At 42.3% G+C, this 16,197-nt stretch carries 12 protein-coding genes and 1 tRNA gene; 6 read left to right on the top strand and 7 right to left on the bottom strand.

From position 1 onward, the window contains the following. Positions 1–5: 5 nt before the first annotated feature. The gene (gene wecB, locus ACNOGP_RS16775; RefSeq protein WP_007753999.1) at positions 6–1,091 is read right to left on the bottom strand and encodes a non-hydrolyzing UDP-N-acetylglucosamine 2-epimerase; all 1,086 of its coding nucleotides are present in this window, start codon (positions 1,089–1,091) and stop codon (positions 6–8) included. 92 nt (positions 1,092–1,183) lie between these two features. Here wecB and ACNOGP_RS16770 point away from each other — a divergent pair, with 92 nt between their 5' ends. Then, the gene (locus ACNOGP_RS16770; RefSeq protein WP_007754004.1) at positions 1,184–1,807 is read left to right on the top strand and encodes a trimeric intracellular cation channel family protein; all 624 of its coding nucleotides are present in this window, start codon (positions 1,184–1,186) and stop codon (positions 1,805–1,807) included. Between the two features lies 1 nt (position 1,808). On the opposite strand, the gene ACNOGP_RS16765 is transcribed toward ACNOGP_RS16770, so the two are convergent. Continuing rightward, positions 1,809–2,297: a DUF4251 domain-containing protein gene (locus ACNOGP_RS16765; protein ID WP_195533544.1), complete on the bottom strand. Its 489-nt coding sequence runs from the start codon at positions 2,295–2,297 to the stop codon at positions 1,809–1,811. 269 nt (positions 2,298–2,566) lie between these two features. Here ACNOGP_RS16765 and ACNOGP_RS16760 point away from each other — a divergent pair, with 269 nt between their 5' ends. Continuing rightward, the gene (locus ACNOGP_RS16760) at positions 2,567–3,070 is read left to right on the top strand and encodes an RNA polymerase sigma factor (RefSeq protein ID WP_007754006.1); all 504 of its coding nucleotides are present in this window, start codon (positions 2,567–2,569) and stop codon (positions 3,068–3,070) included. A gap of 56 nt (positions 3,071–3,126) precedes the next feature. On the opposite strand, the gene mtgA is transcribed toward ACNOGP_RS16760, so the two are convergent. From mtgA to ACNOGP_RS16745, 3 genes are all read right to left on the bottom strand, one after another. Further along, a complete protein-coding gene (mtgA, locus tag ACNOGP_RS16755; protein ID WP_186967715.1) occupies positions 3,127–3,879 on the bottom strand; it encodes a monofunctional biosynthetic peptidoglycan transglycosylase in 753 nt (250 codons plus the stop codon). Next, on the bottom strand, positions 3,857–4,573 hold the full coding sequence (locus ACNOGP_RS16750) for an OmpA family protein (RefSeq protein ID WP_182505711.1): 717 nt from the start codon (positions 4,571–4,573) through the stop codon (positions 3,857–3,859). The genes mtgA and ACNOGP_RS16750 overlap by 23 nt, the downstream gene beginning before the upstream one ends. A 159-nt stretch (positions 4,574–4,732) precedes the next feature. Next, a complete protein-coding gene (locus ACNOGP_RS16745; protein WP_143864571.1) occupies positions 4,733–6,085 on the bottom strand; it encodes an MATE family efflux transporter in 1,353 nt (450 codons plus the stop codon). Between the two features lie 90 nt (positions 6,086–6,175). On the opposite strand from ACNOGP_RS16745, the gene ACNOGP_RS16740 reads away from it, so the two are divergent. Together ACNOGP_RS16740 and ACNOGP_RS16735 are read left to right on the top strand one after the other, a co-directional pair. Then, complete coding sequence (locus ACNOGP_RS16740; protein ID WP_007759801.1) at positions 6,176–7,561, top strand: GDSL-type esterase/lipase family protein; 1,386 nt, start codon at positions 6,176–6,178, stop codon at positions 7,559–7,561. A 201-nt stretch (positions 7,562–7,762) separates the two neighbouring features. Further along, positions 7,763–9,637 carry a PAS domain-containing sensor histidine kinase gene (locus ACNOGP_RS16735; protein ID WP_418213263.1) on the top strand — a complete coding sequence of 625 codons (1,875 nt, stop codon included), beginning with the start codon at positions 7,763–7,765 and terminating at the stop codon, positions 9,635–9,637. Positions 9,638–9,686: 49 nt separating this feature from the next. Here ACNOGP_RS16735 and ACNOGP_RS16730 read toward each other — a convergent pair. After that, positions 9,687–9,759: transfer RNA gene (locus ACNOGP_RS16730), tRNA-Lys, on the bottom strand. A gap of 121 nt (positions 9,760–9,880) precedes the next feature. On the opposite strand from ACNOGP_RS16730, the gene ettA reads away from it, so the two are divergent. Together ettA and ACNOGP_RS16720 are read left to right on the top strand one after the other, a co-directional pair. Further along, positions 9,881–11,572, top strand: a complete 1,692-nt coding sequence (gene ettA, locus ACNOGP_RS16725) for an energy-dependent translational throttle protein EttA (protein ID WP_007753297.1) — start codon at positions 9,881–9,883, stop codon at positions 11,570–11,572. Between the two features lie 212 nt (positions 11,573–11,784). Continuing rightward, positions 11,785–14,949 (top strand): TonB-dependent receptor, encoded by a 3,165-nt coding sequence (locus tag ACNOGP_RS16720; protein ID WP_418213262.1) that lies wholly within the window; start codon positions 11,785–11,787, stop codon positions 14,947–14,949. Between the two features lie 60 nt (positions 14,950–15,009). Here the strand turns inward: ACNOGP_RS16720 and ACNOGP_RS16715 are convergent, their stop codons facing one another. Then, positions 15,010–16,146: an endonuclease/exonuclease/phosphatase family protein gene (locus ACNOGP_RS16715; RefSeq protein WP_418213261.1), complete on the bottom strand. Its 1,137-nt coding sequence runs from the start codon at positions 16,144–16,146 to the stop codon at positions 15,010–15,012. Between the last annotated feature and the right edge of the window lie 51 nt (positions 16,147–16,197).

The following is a 16,197-nucleotide window of genomic DNA, read 5'->3' as shown; positions in this document are numbered from 1 at the left end:
GTTGGTTATTTACTCGTAAGGATCTGTACGATACGCTCCGCTGTGCGCCCATCCCAACGTTCGGGAAGCTCGCCTCTTTTCCATTCGCCTTTCATTAATGTGTCCATTGCTTTGGCGAGAAGAACAGGATCTTCACCGACAAGTTCGTTTGTTCCCATCCGCCATGTTTCCGGATGCTCGGCGTATGTATTGAGCGTAATACATGGAATACCTAAGAATGTCGCTTCTTCGGCTACATTGCCTGAATCCGTTATGATTCCTTTTGCCTTGTTTATCAGATAACCGAAAAATAGATAATTCTGAGGAGGCATGATATGCAGGTTCGGTGCTTCGATTCCTAATTCTTTAATGGCATTGCGTACATACGTGTGCATTGGAGCTACGATAGGCATACCGGCAGACTTTTCGATTAATGTTTGCAAAAGTTGTCGGAGATTCTCCTTATCATTGAGCAGTACACGCCGATTCAGGGTAAGTAAGAGGTAATTACCTTCTTGCAGTCCCAATACGGAAAACCATATCGGCTTGAGTAACCGGTTTCTATTATATCGGATAGTATCTATGAGGATATTACCTACATAATATACGTTTTCGTTTTCTGTTCCCGTCTGGTTCAGATTACGGTTGGCAACCATACCGGCAGTGAACAGATAGTCGGATAGCCCGTCTGTGATCATACGGTTTACTTCTTTCGGCATTTTCATGTCGAAGGAACGGGTTCCCGCCACCAGATGCGCCACTTTGATTCCTTGTTTTTTAGCGACGATGGCACAACTCATCGTTGCTGTCAGATCATCCACTACAAGGACTACATGAGCCGGATTTTCGGTTAGTTCCTGTTCAAAAGCTATCATGATTCCGGCTGTCAAGCTCGTAGGATTGCTACTTTCCACTCCCAGATAAACATCGGGAGCTTTCATGTCGAGGTCCGAAAAGAGAGAAGCATCCAGACTTGTATCCTCTTTCTTGCCTGTATATACCAATCGGTACGAGATACTTTTACCCAGCGCCCGTGCGGCTTCAATAGCGCGTGTAATGGGGGCTATCTTCATGAAATTGGGGCGTGCCCCGGCAACAATTGTTATTTTCATACTGTTTCTATCTTATTCGGTTTAATTCGTGAAGCAAAAGTACATTTTCTTACGGAATTTATTCGTTACTTTGCATACAAAATAACAAATATATGCCCACATTCGTTCAAATTCTTGATTTTATAGGCACATTTGCCTTTGCCATCAGTGGTATCCGGCTTGCCTCGGCTAAGCGTTTCGACTGGTTTGGAGCCTATGTTGTAGGTCTTGCTACTGCGATCGGTGGTGGTACTATCCGTGATGTTCTGCTTGATGTTACTCCCGGCTGGATGACAAATCCTATTTATCTGATATGTACGGGACTTGCTTTGCTGTGGGTTATCTGTTTCGGCCGTTGGCTGATCCGGCTCAATAATACCTTCTTTATTTTTGATACTATCGGGCTCGCTTTGTTCACTGTGGTAGGTGTGGGAAAAAGTATCGCTTTGGGATATCCTTTTTGGGTAGCCATCATTATGGGTAGTATAACGGGAGCAGCCGGTGGGGTGATTCGTGATGTGTTTATCAATGAGATTCCCCTCATCTTCCGAAAAGAAATTTATGCGATGGCCTGTGTGGTAGGAGGCATTGCCTATTGGATTTGTGACCTAGTAGGGATCGAATCATACGGTTGTCAGCTGATAGGCGGATTAGTAGTCTTTCTAACCCGCATCTTAGCTGTGAAATATCATATTTGCCTACCTATATTAAAAGGGGGAGAAGAGGCGGAAGATTAGGCTAATCCTCCATCTCCAGTTCGCCTTGGAAACTGATAGACTGACGGTTCTGCATATTTACGTTGATGCTTGCCTCACCATTCGTATATACTTTGGCTCTGAATTCATATCTGTCTTCAGGATTCCGGGCAACGAATTCGATAACGGCATTTCCTTTTTTATCCATTTTCATATCATATTCTTTAAGGGGAGCTCTGAAATTGAGTCCGTCACCTCCACCATACGGGATACTGTAGGCCCGTCCGAAATAAGGCAAGTAGGAGATAACCGAGTCATTTCTGATTTCCAATGAGTAGGGAGACGTCAAGGGAATGGAGCGTCCGCGCATCGGCATGGCGGTCCTGACATCTATCTTGTAATTCTCTGAGGCAATGAGCTTCTTGACAGCCTCTTTTTTCTGCTCTTTCTTCTCTTGTTTACTTTGAGCGGAAAGGGGGAGTCCCACTAGCAAGGCTAGCAATAACATAAAGATTTGTTTCTTCTTTTTCATATCCGTTGTATTTAGGTTGATATAAGTATAACAACCAAATTTACTAAAAAGTCGGGAACTCCTCTGTTTTCTTTAATGAAAATTAAATAGAAAATTCGACCTTCCTCCGATTTTTCACCACCCAAAAACTATCAAAAAACACCTAGAAACTATCATTTGATAGAATTTCCCCTCATAAATAACGGAAATTACCCTTCCGAAGAGGAAAAATACCTTTAAACTTGCAAACATCGAGAAAAACGAATATTAACCATTAAAACCTTTAAAGTATGAAAAGTTTAAGTTTCAGAAAAGATTTAATTGGAGTTCAGGAGGAGTTGCTTCGTTTTGCTTATAAATTAACGGCTAACCGTGAAGAAGCAAATGATTTATTGCAGGAAACGTCTTTAAAAGCATTAGATAATGAGGACAAATATGTTCCGGACACAAACTTCAAAGGATGGATGTACACTATTATGCGCAACATCTTTATTAATAACTACCGGAAAATAGTACGTGACCAGACCTTTGTAGACACTACCGATAATTATTATCATTTGAATTTGCCGCAAGATTCCGGATTTGACAGTACGGAGGGCGCGTATGATTTGAAAGAGATGCATCGTGTAGTCAATGCATTGCCAAAAGAATATAAGGTACCTTTCTCCATGCATGTGTCGGGATTCAAATACCGTGAAATAGCAGAGAAGTTAGGATTGCCATTGGGAACGGTGAAGAGCCGTATCTTTTTCACACGTCAGCGTTTACAGCAAGAGTTGAAAGATTTTGTATAAATGGGGATAGCACACAGTCGGACAAGTTTATCAGTGAAAGGAGCAAGAGAGATTTCTCATTGCTCCTTCTTCGTTTTCTTGTTTTTACCTTGTTGCTTTCTTATAGTCTTTTCTTCCGGTGGGAACTTGGGAACCAGATTCATTAATCGTAATATCTGTTTTTGACGTTTTAGGATATATGGCGAAGGCTTCGCAGAATTGAAGCGTATCGGGTTAGGGAGGGTAGCGGCGATAAGCGCACATTGTCCCCGTGTCAGTTTGGCGGCTGTTGTTCCGAACTTTATTTGGGCGGTAGCTTGTGCGCCATAGATACCATTTCCCATTTCAATGGAGTTGAGATAAACCTCCATGATTCGTTCCTTCGACCAGAATAATTCGATCAAAAAGGTGAAATATACTTCAAACCCTTTTCGTACCCATGAAGACTTAGGCCATAGGAACACATTTTTGGCTGTCTGCTGGCTGATGGTACTTGCTCCCCGCTTTCGCTTACGTGTTTCGTTCTCTTTCATTGCTTTCCTGATCTCTACGAAATCGAACCCGTTGTGTTCCGCAAAACGGTTATCTTCGGAAGCTATCACCGCCATCGGGAGGTTAGGGGATATCTTATCAAAAGAAACCCACGTGTGTTTCCACGTGGGTTTATCTCCTGAGAAAATCTGCTGAACACTTCGAATAACCATCAGCGGAGTGATATAAACCGGCATAAACCGATAGATAATGACCGTCAGTAAGGTTGATGCGAAGAAAAAAATCAGCAGGTTGCGTGTATAGCGCAGTAATTTTTTAATTAGCAGCTGCCTGTGCATCTCTGATCATCTGTTCGCTAGCGTACATATATACTTCTACACGGCGGTTCTGTTCGCGGCCGGCTGCTGTATCGTTGCTTGCAACGGGATCGCTTTCACCCATACCTTGCACACCTTTGATCTGGTTGCTGGACACACCGCAACTCAACAGATAGCTTGCCACACTCTGTGCACGTTCCTGTGACAAGTTTAGGTTTTTCTGGCGACTTTGTTCAGCCGTACTGTTTCTCCATCCTTGATTGTCGGTATATCCATAGATAGATACGTCCATATCACGGTTCTGGTTAAGTACATTATTTGCGAATTTGCTTAATGCGGATTTAGCGGCAGGACTCAAACTTGCGTTACCTGTTGTGAAAAGGATACCCGAGTCGAATGTTACTTTTACGGCTTTCAGACCGTTGTTATCCGTAATCTGTTCTACTTGCGCACCTTCTATTTGTTTTGCTTCGGCTGCAGCTTTATCCATTTTCTTTCCGATGAGAGCACCTGTACCTGCGCCTACTGCCGTACCGATGGCAGCGCCGATAGCCGCACCTTTACCTTTACCGATAACGCCTCCCAGGATAGCACCCAAAGCAGCGCCCGAACCTCCACCTATAGCCGCACCTTTACCGGTGTTGTTCATACTCGCACAGCCACTGAATATCATGGCAACACTCATAAAGAGAACCATAAACTTCATCTTGTTCATAATGTTGATGTTTTTAATTAGTAAAAAAATAATTTCATACGAATCATATCGTATGATGAATAACACCGCAAAGATATATATTATTTAGCAAAGGTGTACTTTTTAAGTTAAAATAACGAGTGGAATTCCAACTGTCTGTTAATGAAGGAGAATTATGAGTTATTCTTTTGTTACAGAAGGGATACTCAGACATTTCTTTTTAATAATCACAAACCAGCTTAAAAGTACCAATCCTTTGGCAACGGTAGTGACGCAGACAGCCCACCAGATACCTTCCACTCCCATGCCCATTTGCACGAACACGATAGCAAGCGGAATACGCATATAGTTGCAGGCAATGCTGATAATGGCAGGAGGTATCGTCCGGCCGATACCGTAGAATACTCCTTGCATGGTGATTTCGAGCATCATGAAGAGCTGTGAATATCCGTCGATGCGAAGGAAAACACCTCCGGCTTCATAAGCAGCCTGTTCGGGGACGAAAATAGAAAACACCTCATTTCCGAAGAAAACAAATAATAATGTGCAGAATGTTCCGAAGATACCAGTCATCCATAGTGTAGTATGCCAGGCCTTGAGTACCCGTTCGATCCGTCCCGCTGCATAGTTTTGGGCGATAAAAGCACTTAGAGCGGTAGAGAATCCCTGTGAGGTATTCCAGGTGATAGCTTCGATTTGTCCTCCGGTCGTAAAAGTCATCAATCCGATGTGCCCTCCTTGTTCGGAAGCGGTGCGGCAAAGGAACATATTGACAAAGGCGAAAAGAGTATTTAATGTTGCTACGGGTAATCCTAGTTTTAAGATTCTCCGTGTGTATTGTTTCTTCAGTCGTGTGAAAAAAGAGAACCCGCCGAGCAGTGCATCCCTATAACGCAACTGATAAACGAAAATAAGAAAAACGCTTGCTTCTGCAATCCAGGTAGCGTAGGCCGCGCCGTTAGTACCCAGCCCAAGACCAAATATCAGCAAAGGATCGAGAATGATATTCAATACCAATCCGGTGCCACTGATGAAAAAAGGAATCTTGCTACGTCCGGCTGCATTATAGATTCCGGTGAAAGCTGCCGACAGAAAGACGAAAGGCAGTCCGGTAGAGACAATCCGTAAATATTGGATAGCATTGGCGGTAATATGCTCTTCGAGTTCGTAGATGCGTATGATAGGATCGGCAAAAACAAAAAGCAATCCACCCCAACAAAGAGAAATGATAAGTGCGATTGTGATGTTATGGGATGCAAAGTTCCGGGCGGCCTCCTGGTTCTGTGCACCGATAGATTGACCGACGCTGACTTCCGAGCCTACCTTATTCAATAAAGATATGGACCCCGACATCCATGTCAGAATTCCGACAGATCCGATGGCAGCTACAGCTTCACTTCCCAGTCGTCCTACCCATGCCATATCCGTGAGGCTATACGCCATCTGTATAAATGACGTTGCCATGATAGGCATTGCCAGATTGAACAGTTGGCGGTTGATAGGCCCTTGCGTCAGATTCTTTATTCCTTGCATATCTTTTTATAATCAAAATGAGGTGCAAAGATACGGAAAATTACTATCTTCGCACATCTAATTATTCATTAATCAAAGTACATAGATACTATGAAACAGAAATTTTCTACTCTTTTTTTCCTGTTGCTTTTCCTGTTTTCAGGTCTGCAGGTGGTAGCCCAGAAGGCTCCCGGCCCTTTTGATATTGAACAACCTTCGCTTCGTGTATTCCTACCGGCACCGGAATTAGCTACGGGGCGGGCGGTGGTAGCCTGTCCCGGAGGGGGATATTCCCATCTGGCAGTTGACCACGAAGGTTATGATTGGGCTCCATACTTCAACAAACAAGGCATTGCTCTTATTGTGCTGAAATATCGAATGCCGAAAGGCGACCGCACACTTCCTATTTCGGATGCCGAAGCTGCAATGAAGATTGTGCGTGACAGTGCTGATGTATGGAACCTGAATCCCAATGACATCGGTATTATGGGATCTTCTGCCGGTGGTCATTTGGCGTCGACGATTGCTACCCATGCCAGACCCGAGCTTCGCCCTAACTTCCAGATCCTGTTCTATCCGGTGATTACGATGAATAAATCGTATACCCACATGGGCTCTCGCAATAATCTGTTAGGGAAAGACGCTTCTGCCGAGCTGGAGAAAGAATATTCCAATGAAAAACAGGTGACAAAAGAGACACCGCGTGCCTTCATCGTATATAGTGATGATGATAATGCCGTTCCTCCTGCCAATGGCGTTAACTACTATCTGGCATTGAATAAGAATAAAGTTCCTGCAGTTCTTCATATTTATCCTTCCGGCGGGCATGGATGGGGAATCCGCGAAGGTTTCCTTTATAAAAATGAAATGCTGGATGAACTGACAGCTTGGTTGCGCAGCTTCAAGGCTCCCCGTAAAGATGCGGTCCGTGTTGCTTGCATTGGCAACAGCATTACTTATGGAGCCCGGATTAAGAATCGTAATCGTGACAGCTATCCTTCCGTGTTGGGGCGTATGCTGGGTGACGGTTATTGGGTTAAGAACTTCGGAGTCAGTGCCCGTACCTTATTAAATAAAGGAGATCATCCATATATGAAAGAGAAAGCCTATCAGGATGCGTTGGCTTTCAATCCCAATATCGTAGTGATCAAACTTGGAACAAACGATAGCAAATCATTCAATTGGAAGTATAAGGCGGATTTCACAAAAGATTTGCAAACAATGGTAGACGCATTCAAAGCTCTGCCTGCCCAACCGAAGATTTATCTCTGCTATCCTTCCAAATCCTATCGGACTGGAGACAATATCAATGATGATATAATTTCCAAAGAAATTATTCCGATGATAAAGAAAGTTGCCAAGAAAAATCATTTGCCGGTTATCGACCTTCACTCGGCAATGGATGGAATGCCCGAACTTTTCCCGGATAAAGTTCATCCGAATGAAGAAGGAGCAAAGGTGATGGCAAAAGCCGTTTATCAAGCTCTGAAAGAATGAGATAAAGGAAGCAATGCCTCCTTATATACACCCGATTGAACTTACTTCAGAAGAAGAGTTGTTCAGTCGGGTGTTTTTTATGTATTAGTAATAAATCTCTTATAATGTGTTAAAAAATATCTTTTAGAAAGTTATAAATTGCCTGTAATATTTAATTTCGTATCTTTGACTGTCCTTAGAAGGATTAGTTAGCGTAGCGTTATGAATAAACAGAAAGATTCTATATTTTTTTCAAAATTGATGAATGCCGCCAATATGGGTTGGTGGAAGGCTGATCTGACAACATCAAATTACGAGTGTTCAGAGTATGTTTCAGAATTGTTAGGTTTGGACGATTCGGGTATTATTAGTTTTGAAGATTTTAATAAACGCATATTGAAGGAGGAACAACGCCCTACAACAGTTCATTCTTTCAGTGAGCGGCAGACGTCTGAAGTCGTGTATTTACTTGATACGGTAAAAGGAGCTGTTTGGGTGAGGAGTAAGGTTTGTTTTCAGGAAACGGACAAAGAAGGGCATACAAATGTCTATGGGATAGCCGAATTGCAGGAAGCCCCTAATATGACATCAGCTTACCAGGCTTTGCAGCACAGCGAACGCATCTTGCATAATATTTATAAGCATCTGCCGGTCGGTATCGAATTATACAATAAGGATGGGGTATTGATAGATTTGAATGATAAAGAACTGGAGATGTTCCATCTCGACAAAAAGGAGGATCTTTTGGGACTCAACATATTCAAGAATCCTATGTTCCCGGAAGAAATGAAAGAGCGTTTGAGAAGGAATGAGGATGCGGACTTTACATTTCGTTATGACTTCTCTAAGATCGGTTCATATTATAAGAATTCCAAAAAGGAAGGTACGATCGACCTGGTAACTAAGGTAACGACGCTGTATGATGATGAGGGTAATCCGATTAATTACCTGTTGATCAACGCTGATAAGACAGAAACGACCATTGCCTATAATAAGATTCAGGAGTTTGAGGAGTTTTTTGAGCTGGTAGGAGATTATGCAAAAGTAGGATATGCCCATCTTAATCTTCTGACCGGAGAAGGTTATGCCCAAAAGAGTTGGTATAGGAACATCGGTGAAGCGGATGGAACGCCATTGTCCGACATTTTTGGGATTTACAGGCATCTCCATCCGGACGACCGCAATTGCATGGCTCAATTCTTTGAAGATGCACGAAACGGGTTAACGGCAAAATTAAGTAAGGAAGTGCGTGTCCTTAGAGATAACGGTGAATATACATGGACACACGTCAACCTGTTAGTTCGGAAATATACTCCGCAAGATAAAATTATTGAATTGATCAGTATAAATTACGATATAACGGAGTTGAAAAAGACAGAGGAAATGCTTGTCAAAGCGCGTGATAAAGCCGAAGCGTCCGACCGTCTTAAATCAGCTTTTCTGGCTAATATGAGCCATGAGATTCGCACACCGTTGAATGCGATTGTCGGGTTCTCGGCCCTATTGGCGACTACGGAGAATATGGCCGAAAAAGAACTCTGCAACTCTCTCATTAGCCATAATAACGAACTCCTGTTGAATCTGATAAACGATGTTCTTGATTTGTCCAAGTTAGAATCCGGTCATCTGGAACTGCATCCGAATTGGTTTAATCTGGCTGAACTTCTGGATGAAAGTGTTGCGGAGTATACCCGTCAGTTGCCTGCGGGAGTTGAACTTCAGACTCATTATCCCGAGCAGGGCTTTCTGGTAGAATTGGATAGGTTGCGAATCAAGCAGATCTTAAACAATTTTCTTTCCAATGCCCTAAAGAATACAACCAGTGGATATGTGGAGGTTTTTTATGAGATAGATTCGTCGTATGTACGGATTGGTGTTCGAGATACCGGTCGCGGTATTCCTCAGAATATGTTGGAAAAGATATTTGAAAGATTTGAAAAAGTCGATTCTTTCACTCAAGGAGCCGGGTTAGGCCTGTCTATCTGCAAATCTATTGTAGATAAGATGAACGGACGGATATGGGCTGATTCCCAGTTGGGGATAGGTACAACTTTTATGGTTGAGTTACCTTGCCTTGTCACTCCAATTGATGCATAAAAAATTCCCTTGATAAATCTCTGATTATCAAGGGAATTTTACTTTTCAGTGATCCAGCTGGGGCTCGAACCCAGGACCCCAACATTAAAAGTGTTGTGCTCTACCTGCTGAGCTACTGAATCAATCCTTATCTGCTTTCTTTCGAATGCGGGTGCAAAGGTAGAACATTTTTTTATAACTCCAAAAGATTTCAAACATTTTTCTTATCTTTGTGCCATTATCAACAATATACATTATTAATATATGGCTGCTGACGATAAAAAAATTATCTTCTCGATGGTTGGAGTAAGCAAAGCTTTCCAACCCAATAAGAATGTGTTGAAGGACATCTACCTGTCATTCTTCTATGGAGCTAAGATCGGTATAATCGGTCTGAACGGTTCCGGTAAATCTACCTTGTTGAAGATTATTGCAGGTTTGGAGAAATCCTATCAGGGAGAAGTTGTATTCTCGCCGGGATATTCTGTGGGTTATCTGGCACAGGAACCCTATCTGGACAACACAAAAACGGTAAAAGAAGTAGTAATGGAAGGCGTTCAACCTATTGTGGACGCACTTACGGAATACGAAGAAATCAACCAGAAATTCGCTCTGCCTGAATACTATGAGGATCAGGATAAGATGGATGCTCTTTTCACCCGTCAAGGAGAGTTGCAGGATATCATTGATGCGACAGACGCATGGAATCTGGATAGCAAACTGGAGCGTGCGATGGACGCTCTCCGCTGTCCGCCCGAAGATCAGCCGGTGGCAAATCTCTCCGGAGGAGAGCGCCGTCGTGTTGCCCTCTGCCGCTTGTTGTTGCAAAAACCTGATATTCTGTTGCTTGACGAGCCTACCAACCACTTGGACGCAGAGTCTATCGACTGGTTGGAACAACATCTCCAGCAGTATGAGGGAACAGTTATTGCAGTGACGCACGACCGTTACTTCCTCGATCATGTTGCCGGATGGATTCTCGAACTGGATCGTGGTGAAGGCATTCCTTGGAAAGGTAACTACTCTTCCTGGTTGGAACAAAAGACCAAACGTATGGAAATGGAGGAAAAGACAGCCAGCAAACGCCGTAAGACCTTGGAGCGTGAGTTGGAGTGGGTGCGTATGGCTCCTAAAGCCCGTCAGGCAAAGGGTAAGGCACGTCTTAACTCTTACGACAAACTCTTGAATGAGGATGTGAAAGAGAAGGAAGAAAAACTTGAAATCTTCATTCCTAACGGTCCTCGTTTGGGCAACAAAGTCATTGAAGCCAAGCACGTGGCTAAGGCATACGGAGACAAACTGTTGTTTGACGATTTGAACTTTATGCTGCCCCCCAATGGTATTGTCGGTGTGATTGGTCCTAACGGTGCAGGAAAAACAACGCTGTTCCGCCTGATCATGGGGCTGGAATCGGTAGACAAAGGCGAATTTGAAGTAGGAGAGACTGTAAAGGTGGCGTACGTCGACCAGCAACATAAGGATATTGATCCGAATAAGAGTGTCTATCAGGTCATTTCGGGTGGCAATGAATTGCTTCGTATGGGTGGACGTGATGTGAATGCGCGTGCATATCTTTCACGTTTCAACTTCTCCGGAGCCGATCAGGAAAAACTTTGCGGAGTGTTGTCCGGTGGTGAAAGGAACCGTCTGCACTTGGCGATGGCGCTGAAGGAAGAAGGGAACGTGCTGTTGCTCGACGAACCTACCAATGACATCGACGTGAATACATTGCGGGCATTAGAAGAGGGATTGGAAGATTTCGCCGGTTGTGCAGTTGTTATTTCCCACGACCGTTGGTTCCTCGACCGTATCTGTACGCACATCCTTGCTTTCGAAGGCGATTCCAATGTATTCTACTTTGAGGGTTCTTATTCCGAATACGAGGAAAATAAATTGAAACGTTTAGGCAATGAAGAACCCAAGCGTGTTCGTTACAGAAAGTTAATGACTGACTAGAGAAAGTAATAGACTGAAATAATTCTAATACTTTCAGTTTCAAAATAAAAGGCTCTACAATGCTTGTAGAGCCTTTATTGTTTTATAACGCAATAAAATGTTTATCTCTCTTAAAATTTTGTAGTATAATCGTAACGTAGTTCTAAATAATATTAATTATATTTGCCACAGTTTTAAGATCAAACAATTAGTATTAACTAATCAATTACATTATGCAAAAGAGAATGCGATCTTTTTTAGTAGTAGCGATGCTGATGCTTATTGCTACAGTAAATGCACAAGTTACGACCTCCAGTATAGCGGGTAAGGTAACAGCGCAGAAAGAACCTATCATAGGCGCGACGGTAGTAGCTATACATGAGGCCTCCGGAACCCGTTATGGAGCAATAACAAATATAGACGGGCGATTTACGATGCAAGGTATGCGTGCCGGCGGTCCTTATAAAGTTGAAGTTTCCTACGTGGGATATAGCACTGCGGTTTTCAATAAGATTAATCTTCAATTAGGAGAAACCTACCAGTTAGATATTCAGTTAAAAGAATCCTCAGAATTATTGGATGAGGTCGTTGTTACAGGTCAGAAAGGTGTGGCAGCCAGTCGTACTGGAGCTGCAACTAGCTTTTCTTTAAAGAATATAGAATCAGTGCCGACAATGAGCCGTAGTCTGAATGACATCACCCGTCTGACTCCGCAGGCTACTGTAAATTCCAATGGTGCGATTTCTTTTGCAGGTGCCAACAACCGCTATAATAGCTTCCAAATTGATGGAGCAATGAATAATGACGTGTTCGGCCTTACTTCCAATGGAACGAACGGAGGACAAGCTAGCGTTGAACCGGTTTCATTAGAGACGATTGAACAGATTCAGATAAATATCGCGCCTTTTGACGTTCGCCAGTCAGGTTTTACCGGTGGTGGAATTAATGCAATTACTAAGTCTGGTACAAATAAGTTCCACGGTTCCGCATATTTCTTTGGAAATACACAAGCTTTGATCGGAACTACTGCCGGAGAGATGGAAGAAGGACAGAAACGTACAAAATTAGATAAACAGCATGATTATCAATGGGGTGTAACGATTGGTGGTCCTATTATTAAAGACAAACTATTCTTCTTTGCCAATTACGAAAAAACGGATAAATCTTATCCGACAGCATATAATGTTGGTGATGGTTCCGATTTCACACTTGAGGAGACGCAGCGCGTATTGAATATTTTGAAGGATAAAACAGGTGGTAAATATAATGCTAATTTTGATCCGAAAGATATCTATACACGTTCAGATAAAGTAGGAACAAAAATAGACTGGAATATAAATGATCGTAATAAATTTACGGCTCGTTATAGTTTTGTAGGAGCACAACGTTATAATTTCTCTCGTTCATACTCAAAACTGAATGCTTCCGATGTAGCGTTTGTTTTTACTAATAAGACACATTCACTGACTGCCGAATTGAATTCCCGTATTGGTGATAATATGAATAATGAAGCTCGTTTTTCATATGTACGTGTACGTGATAACCGTGAGCCTCAAGGGGATATATTCCCGGCAATCACCGTAAAGAAAGGGGCATCTTCAATGATTTTGGGTACGGAATACTCTTCTTGTGCAAATCGTTTGGATCAGGACATTTTTACATTATCAGATAACTTCTCTGTATTGTTAGGTAATCACTCATTGATATTCGGTACTCATAATGAGATGTATCAATTTGAGAATCTGTTTATTCAGAATCTCTATGGTGCTTATACCTTTAACAGTATTGATGACTTAGAAAATGGAGTCATTAATAATTATTACTATGGTCGTTCAAAGGTTGATGTAACGGGTAGGGACGATTGGGCTCCTAGTTTCGGAGCTATGCAGTTAGGATTTTATGCTCAAGACACTTGGAATGCTACCAACCGGTTTACATTGACGTATGGTATTCGTATGGATATTCCAATTTTCTTGGATACTCCTACAAAAAACGATACTTTCAACAATACGGATATAGCTAAAAATTATGGTGTTTATACTAATCGTAAACTGAGTAGTACTCCTTTGTGGTCTCCGCGTTTGGGATTCCGTTGGAAATTGACTGATGATGGAAGAGCCTTGTTGCGTGGTGGACTCGGTGTTTTCACAGGTCGTATACCTTTTGTGTGGTTAAGCAATAGTTTTTCAAATACAGGTATGGAATTTGAGAAGTATTCTTTATATAGTAACGATATAAAGAAATTGGGTAATGCTTTCTATTTCAATACTGATCCCAAAGGACAGGCTGAAATGTTACAAAATGCAACGGCATCTACGACAGAGGTAGATGTCTTCTCTAAAGATTTTAAATTTGCTCAGAACCTTCGTGCTAATCTGGCTTTCGAATATATGCTTCCGGGAGATGTAAAGATGACATTGGAAGGTCTTTATTCAAAGACGTTGAATGATATATATTATCGCAATTTGAATTATGAGATGGATGGTGATGCTACTGTCGGTTCTACTTATCCGTCGCTTGCTTTTGATAACCGACCTATGTTTAAAAAGCAAAATACCGGGTATACTGACATAATGTTGTTGGACAATACAAGTAAAGGCTATACCTATAACGTGTCTCTAAAATTGGAAAAATCATTCAACTTTGGTTTGGATGTAATGGCAGCTTACACTTATGGAGAAAGTAAGTCTATCAATTCTGCGACTTCTTCCGTTGCCTATTCAAACTGGAGATATAATGAGACAACAGGTAATCCGAATGCTCCGGAGTTGAGTGTATCCGATTATAGTATTCCGCATCGTATTGTGGCATCTCTATCTTATGGTAAGGAATATGCCAAACGTTTTAAATCAACGGTCAGTCTGGTATATACAGGTCAGTCGGGTGCTCCATATAATGTGACTTATTACGGTGATTTGAATGGCGACGGTAGTAATGGTAATGATTTGGTTTTTATTCCTACAGATGAGCAGATTGATGCGATGCAGTTTAAGGCTACGGCGAAACTGGATGCAGATCAGCAAAAAGCAGACTTGAAAGCATTCTTAGGCAGTGCGAAGTATCTGAAAGACCATCGTGGTGAGTATTATGAAAGAAACTCAGACCGTATGTCTTTTGAACATCATTTTGATTTCCGTTTCTTGCAAGATTTCAAATTCAGAGTAGCTAAAGAAACACATACTTTGCAATTCTCTATTGATATAATGAATGTTGGTAACTTGCTGAACAGAAAATGGGGACTTGAAAGTTATATGTCCAATAATTCATATTCTCCTATCACATACTCAAAAGGAGGCGAATTTCAATATACTCAAGGAGATAAATACGATCCGTTTAAAGAGATCTCAAACATAAGCTCTCGATGGAGATGTCAACTTGGTTTAAGATATATATTCTAAGACGAAGTATATCATAAGGAAAAGCCGGATGGACAAATAAGTCTGTTCGGCTTTCTTTTTTTATAGCTTCATCCTCATTACCACCGGATTATGATCGCTATAACTCCAGTCCGGTGAAAAGTAATCCGTACTTTTCAGTTCCGGAGAGTGTAGGATATAGTCAATTCTTAGTAAATGCTTGAAAAATTTGAAAGTATACATATAGCCATGTCCGCTTGTCAGGAAGCCATCTTGCAGTTTGTTACCTTTCTTGTTACCTGCCTTATCACCTTTCCTGTTACCTTTTATGGTGTGATAGACATAAGAAGACGGTAGAGAGTTGAAGTCGCCGCAAACGAGGGTAGGATGGGGGGAGTCGGCTATCAGTTGTTTGAGGACATCAGCTTGTCCGGCACGTTTCCGGAAGTTCTCGTGCAGACCGTCTATCAGAGTCAGAGCGGCACGTTCCGCTTTTTGGGTATCCTCCTTGTAAAGCTCTTTTTCCAGTTTTCTTTTGTTACGGGTCACTTCCGTTGTTTGCAGATGATTATTAAACAGGCGGATTGTGCGACCGGGTATTTCGATGTCACACCACAGGCTGCAATTCTTAGAGTCAGGGTAGGTGATAAGACTCTGTTCCCTGATAGGATAACGGCTGAAAACAGCCAGTTGCAAAAGCTCCTTTCCTTCGGGAGCGGAAGGAATATACTGATACGGCCAGTTAGAAAAAGCGGTACATACACTGTCAATGTTAAATGAGGAATTGATGCCGACCTCCTGCAAGCAGAGGATATCCGCTTGCAGATTCTGCATTTGAGTGGCGATACCTTTGCAGGAATACCCCATATGTTCGTGGTTGAAAGCATCCACATTGTAAGTCGCTACGGTCAATATTCCGGGTGTATAGGTTCCCAGCTTGGCTATCGGCTCCGAAGCCGGGCTGAAAAGAGGAAACTGAAAGACGCAACTTATATACCCCCAATTACCGAATAAAGCAATGAGAGAAAGGAAAACCCAACACCGCCAGCGGATCGTCCAATAAATGGCAAAAGCCAGATTAGCCAATAAAAGTACAGGCAACCCTAGGCCGATAAAAGAGATAAGTTTGAAACTTTCCGGTGTGGCACTTCCGGCGAAAGCACCCACTAGGGTAACACCTGCCAAAACACCTGTCAGCAGGATAGAAAAATAGTAGAACAGTCTATAAAAGGCTTTCATAATAATCTTAGTAATCTTACTTTATTCTCACACAATATTCTGATTCAGGTA

It is taken from the genome of Bacteroides difficilis (genome assembly GCF_048319815.1).
In the GTDB taxonomy this organism is placed as follows: Bacteria; Bacteroidota; Bacteroidia; order Bacteroidales; family Bacteroidaceae; genus Bacteroides; species Bacteroides zhangwenhongii.
Note: the sequence above shows the minus strand (reverse complement) of the source record. Positions and strands in the feature narration are given on the sequence as shown.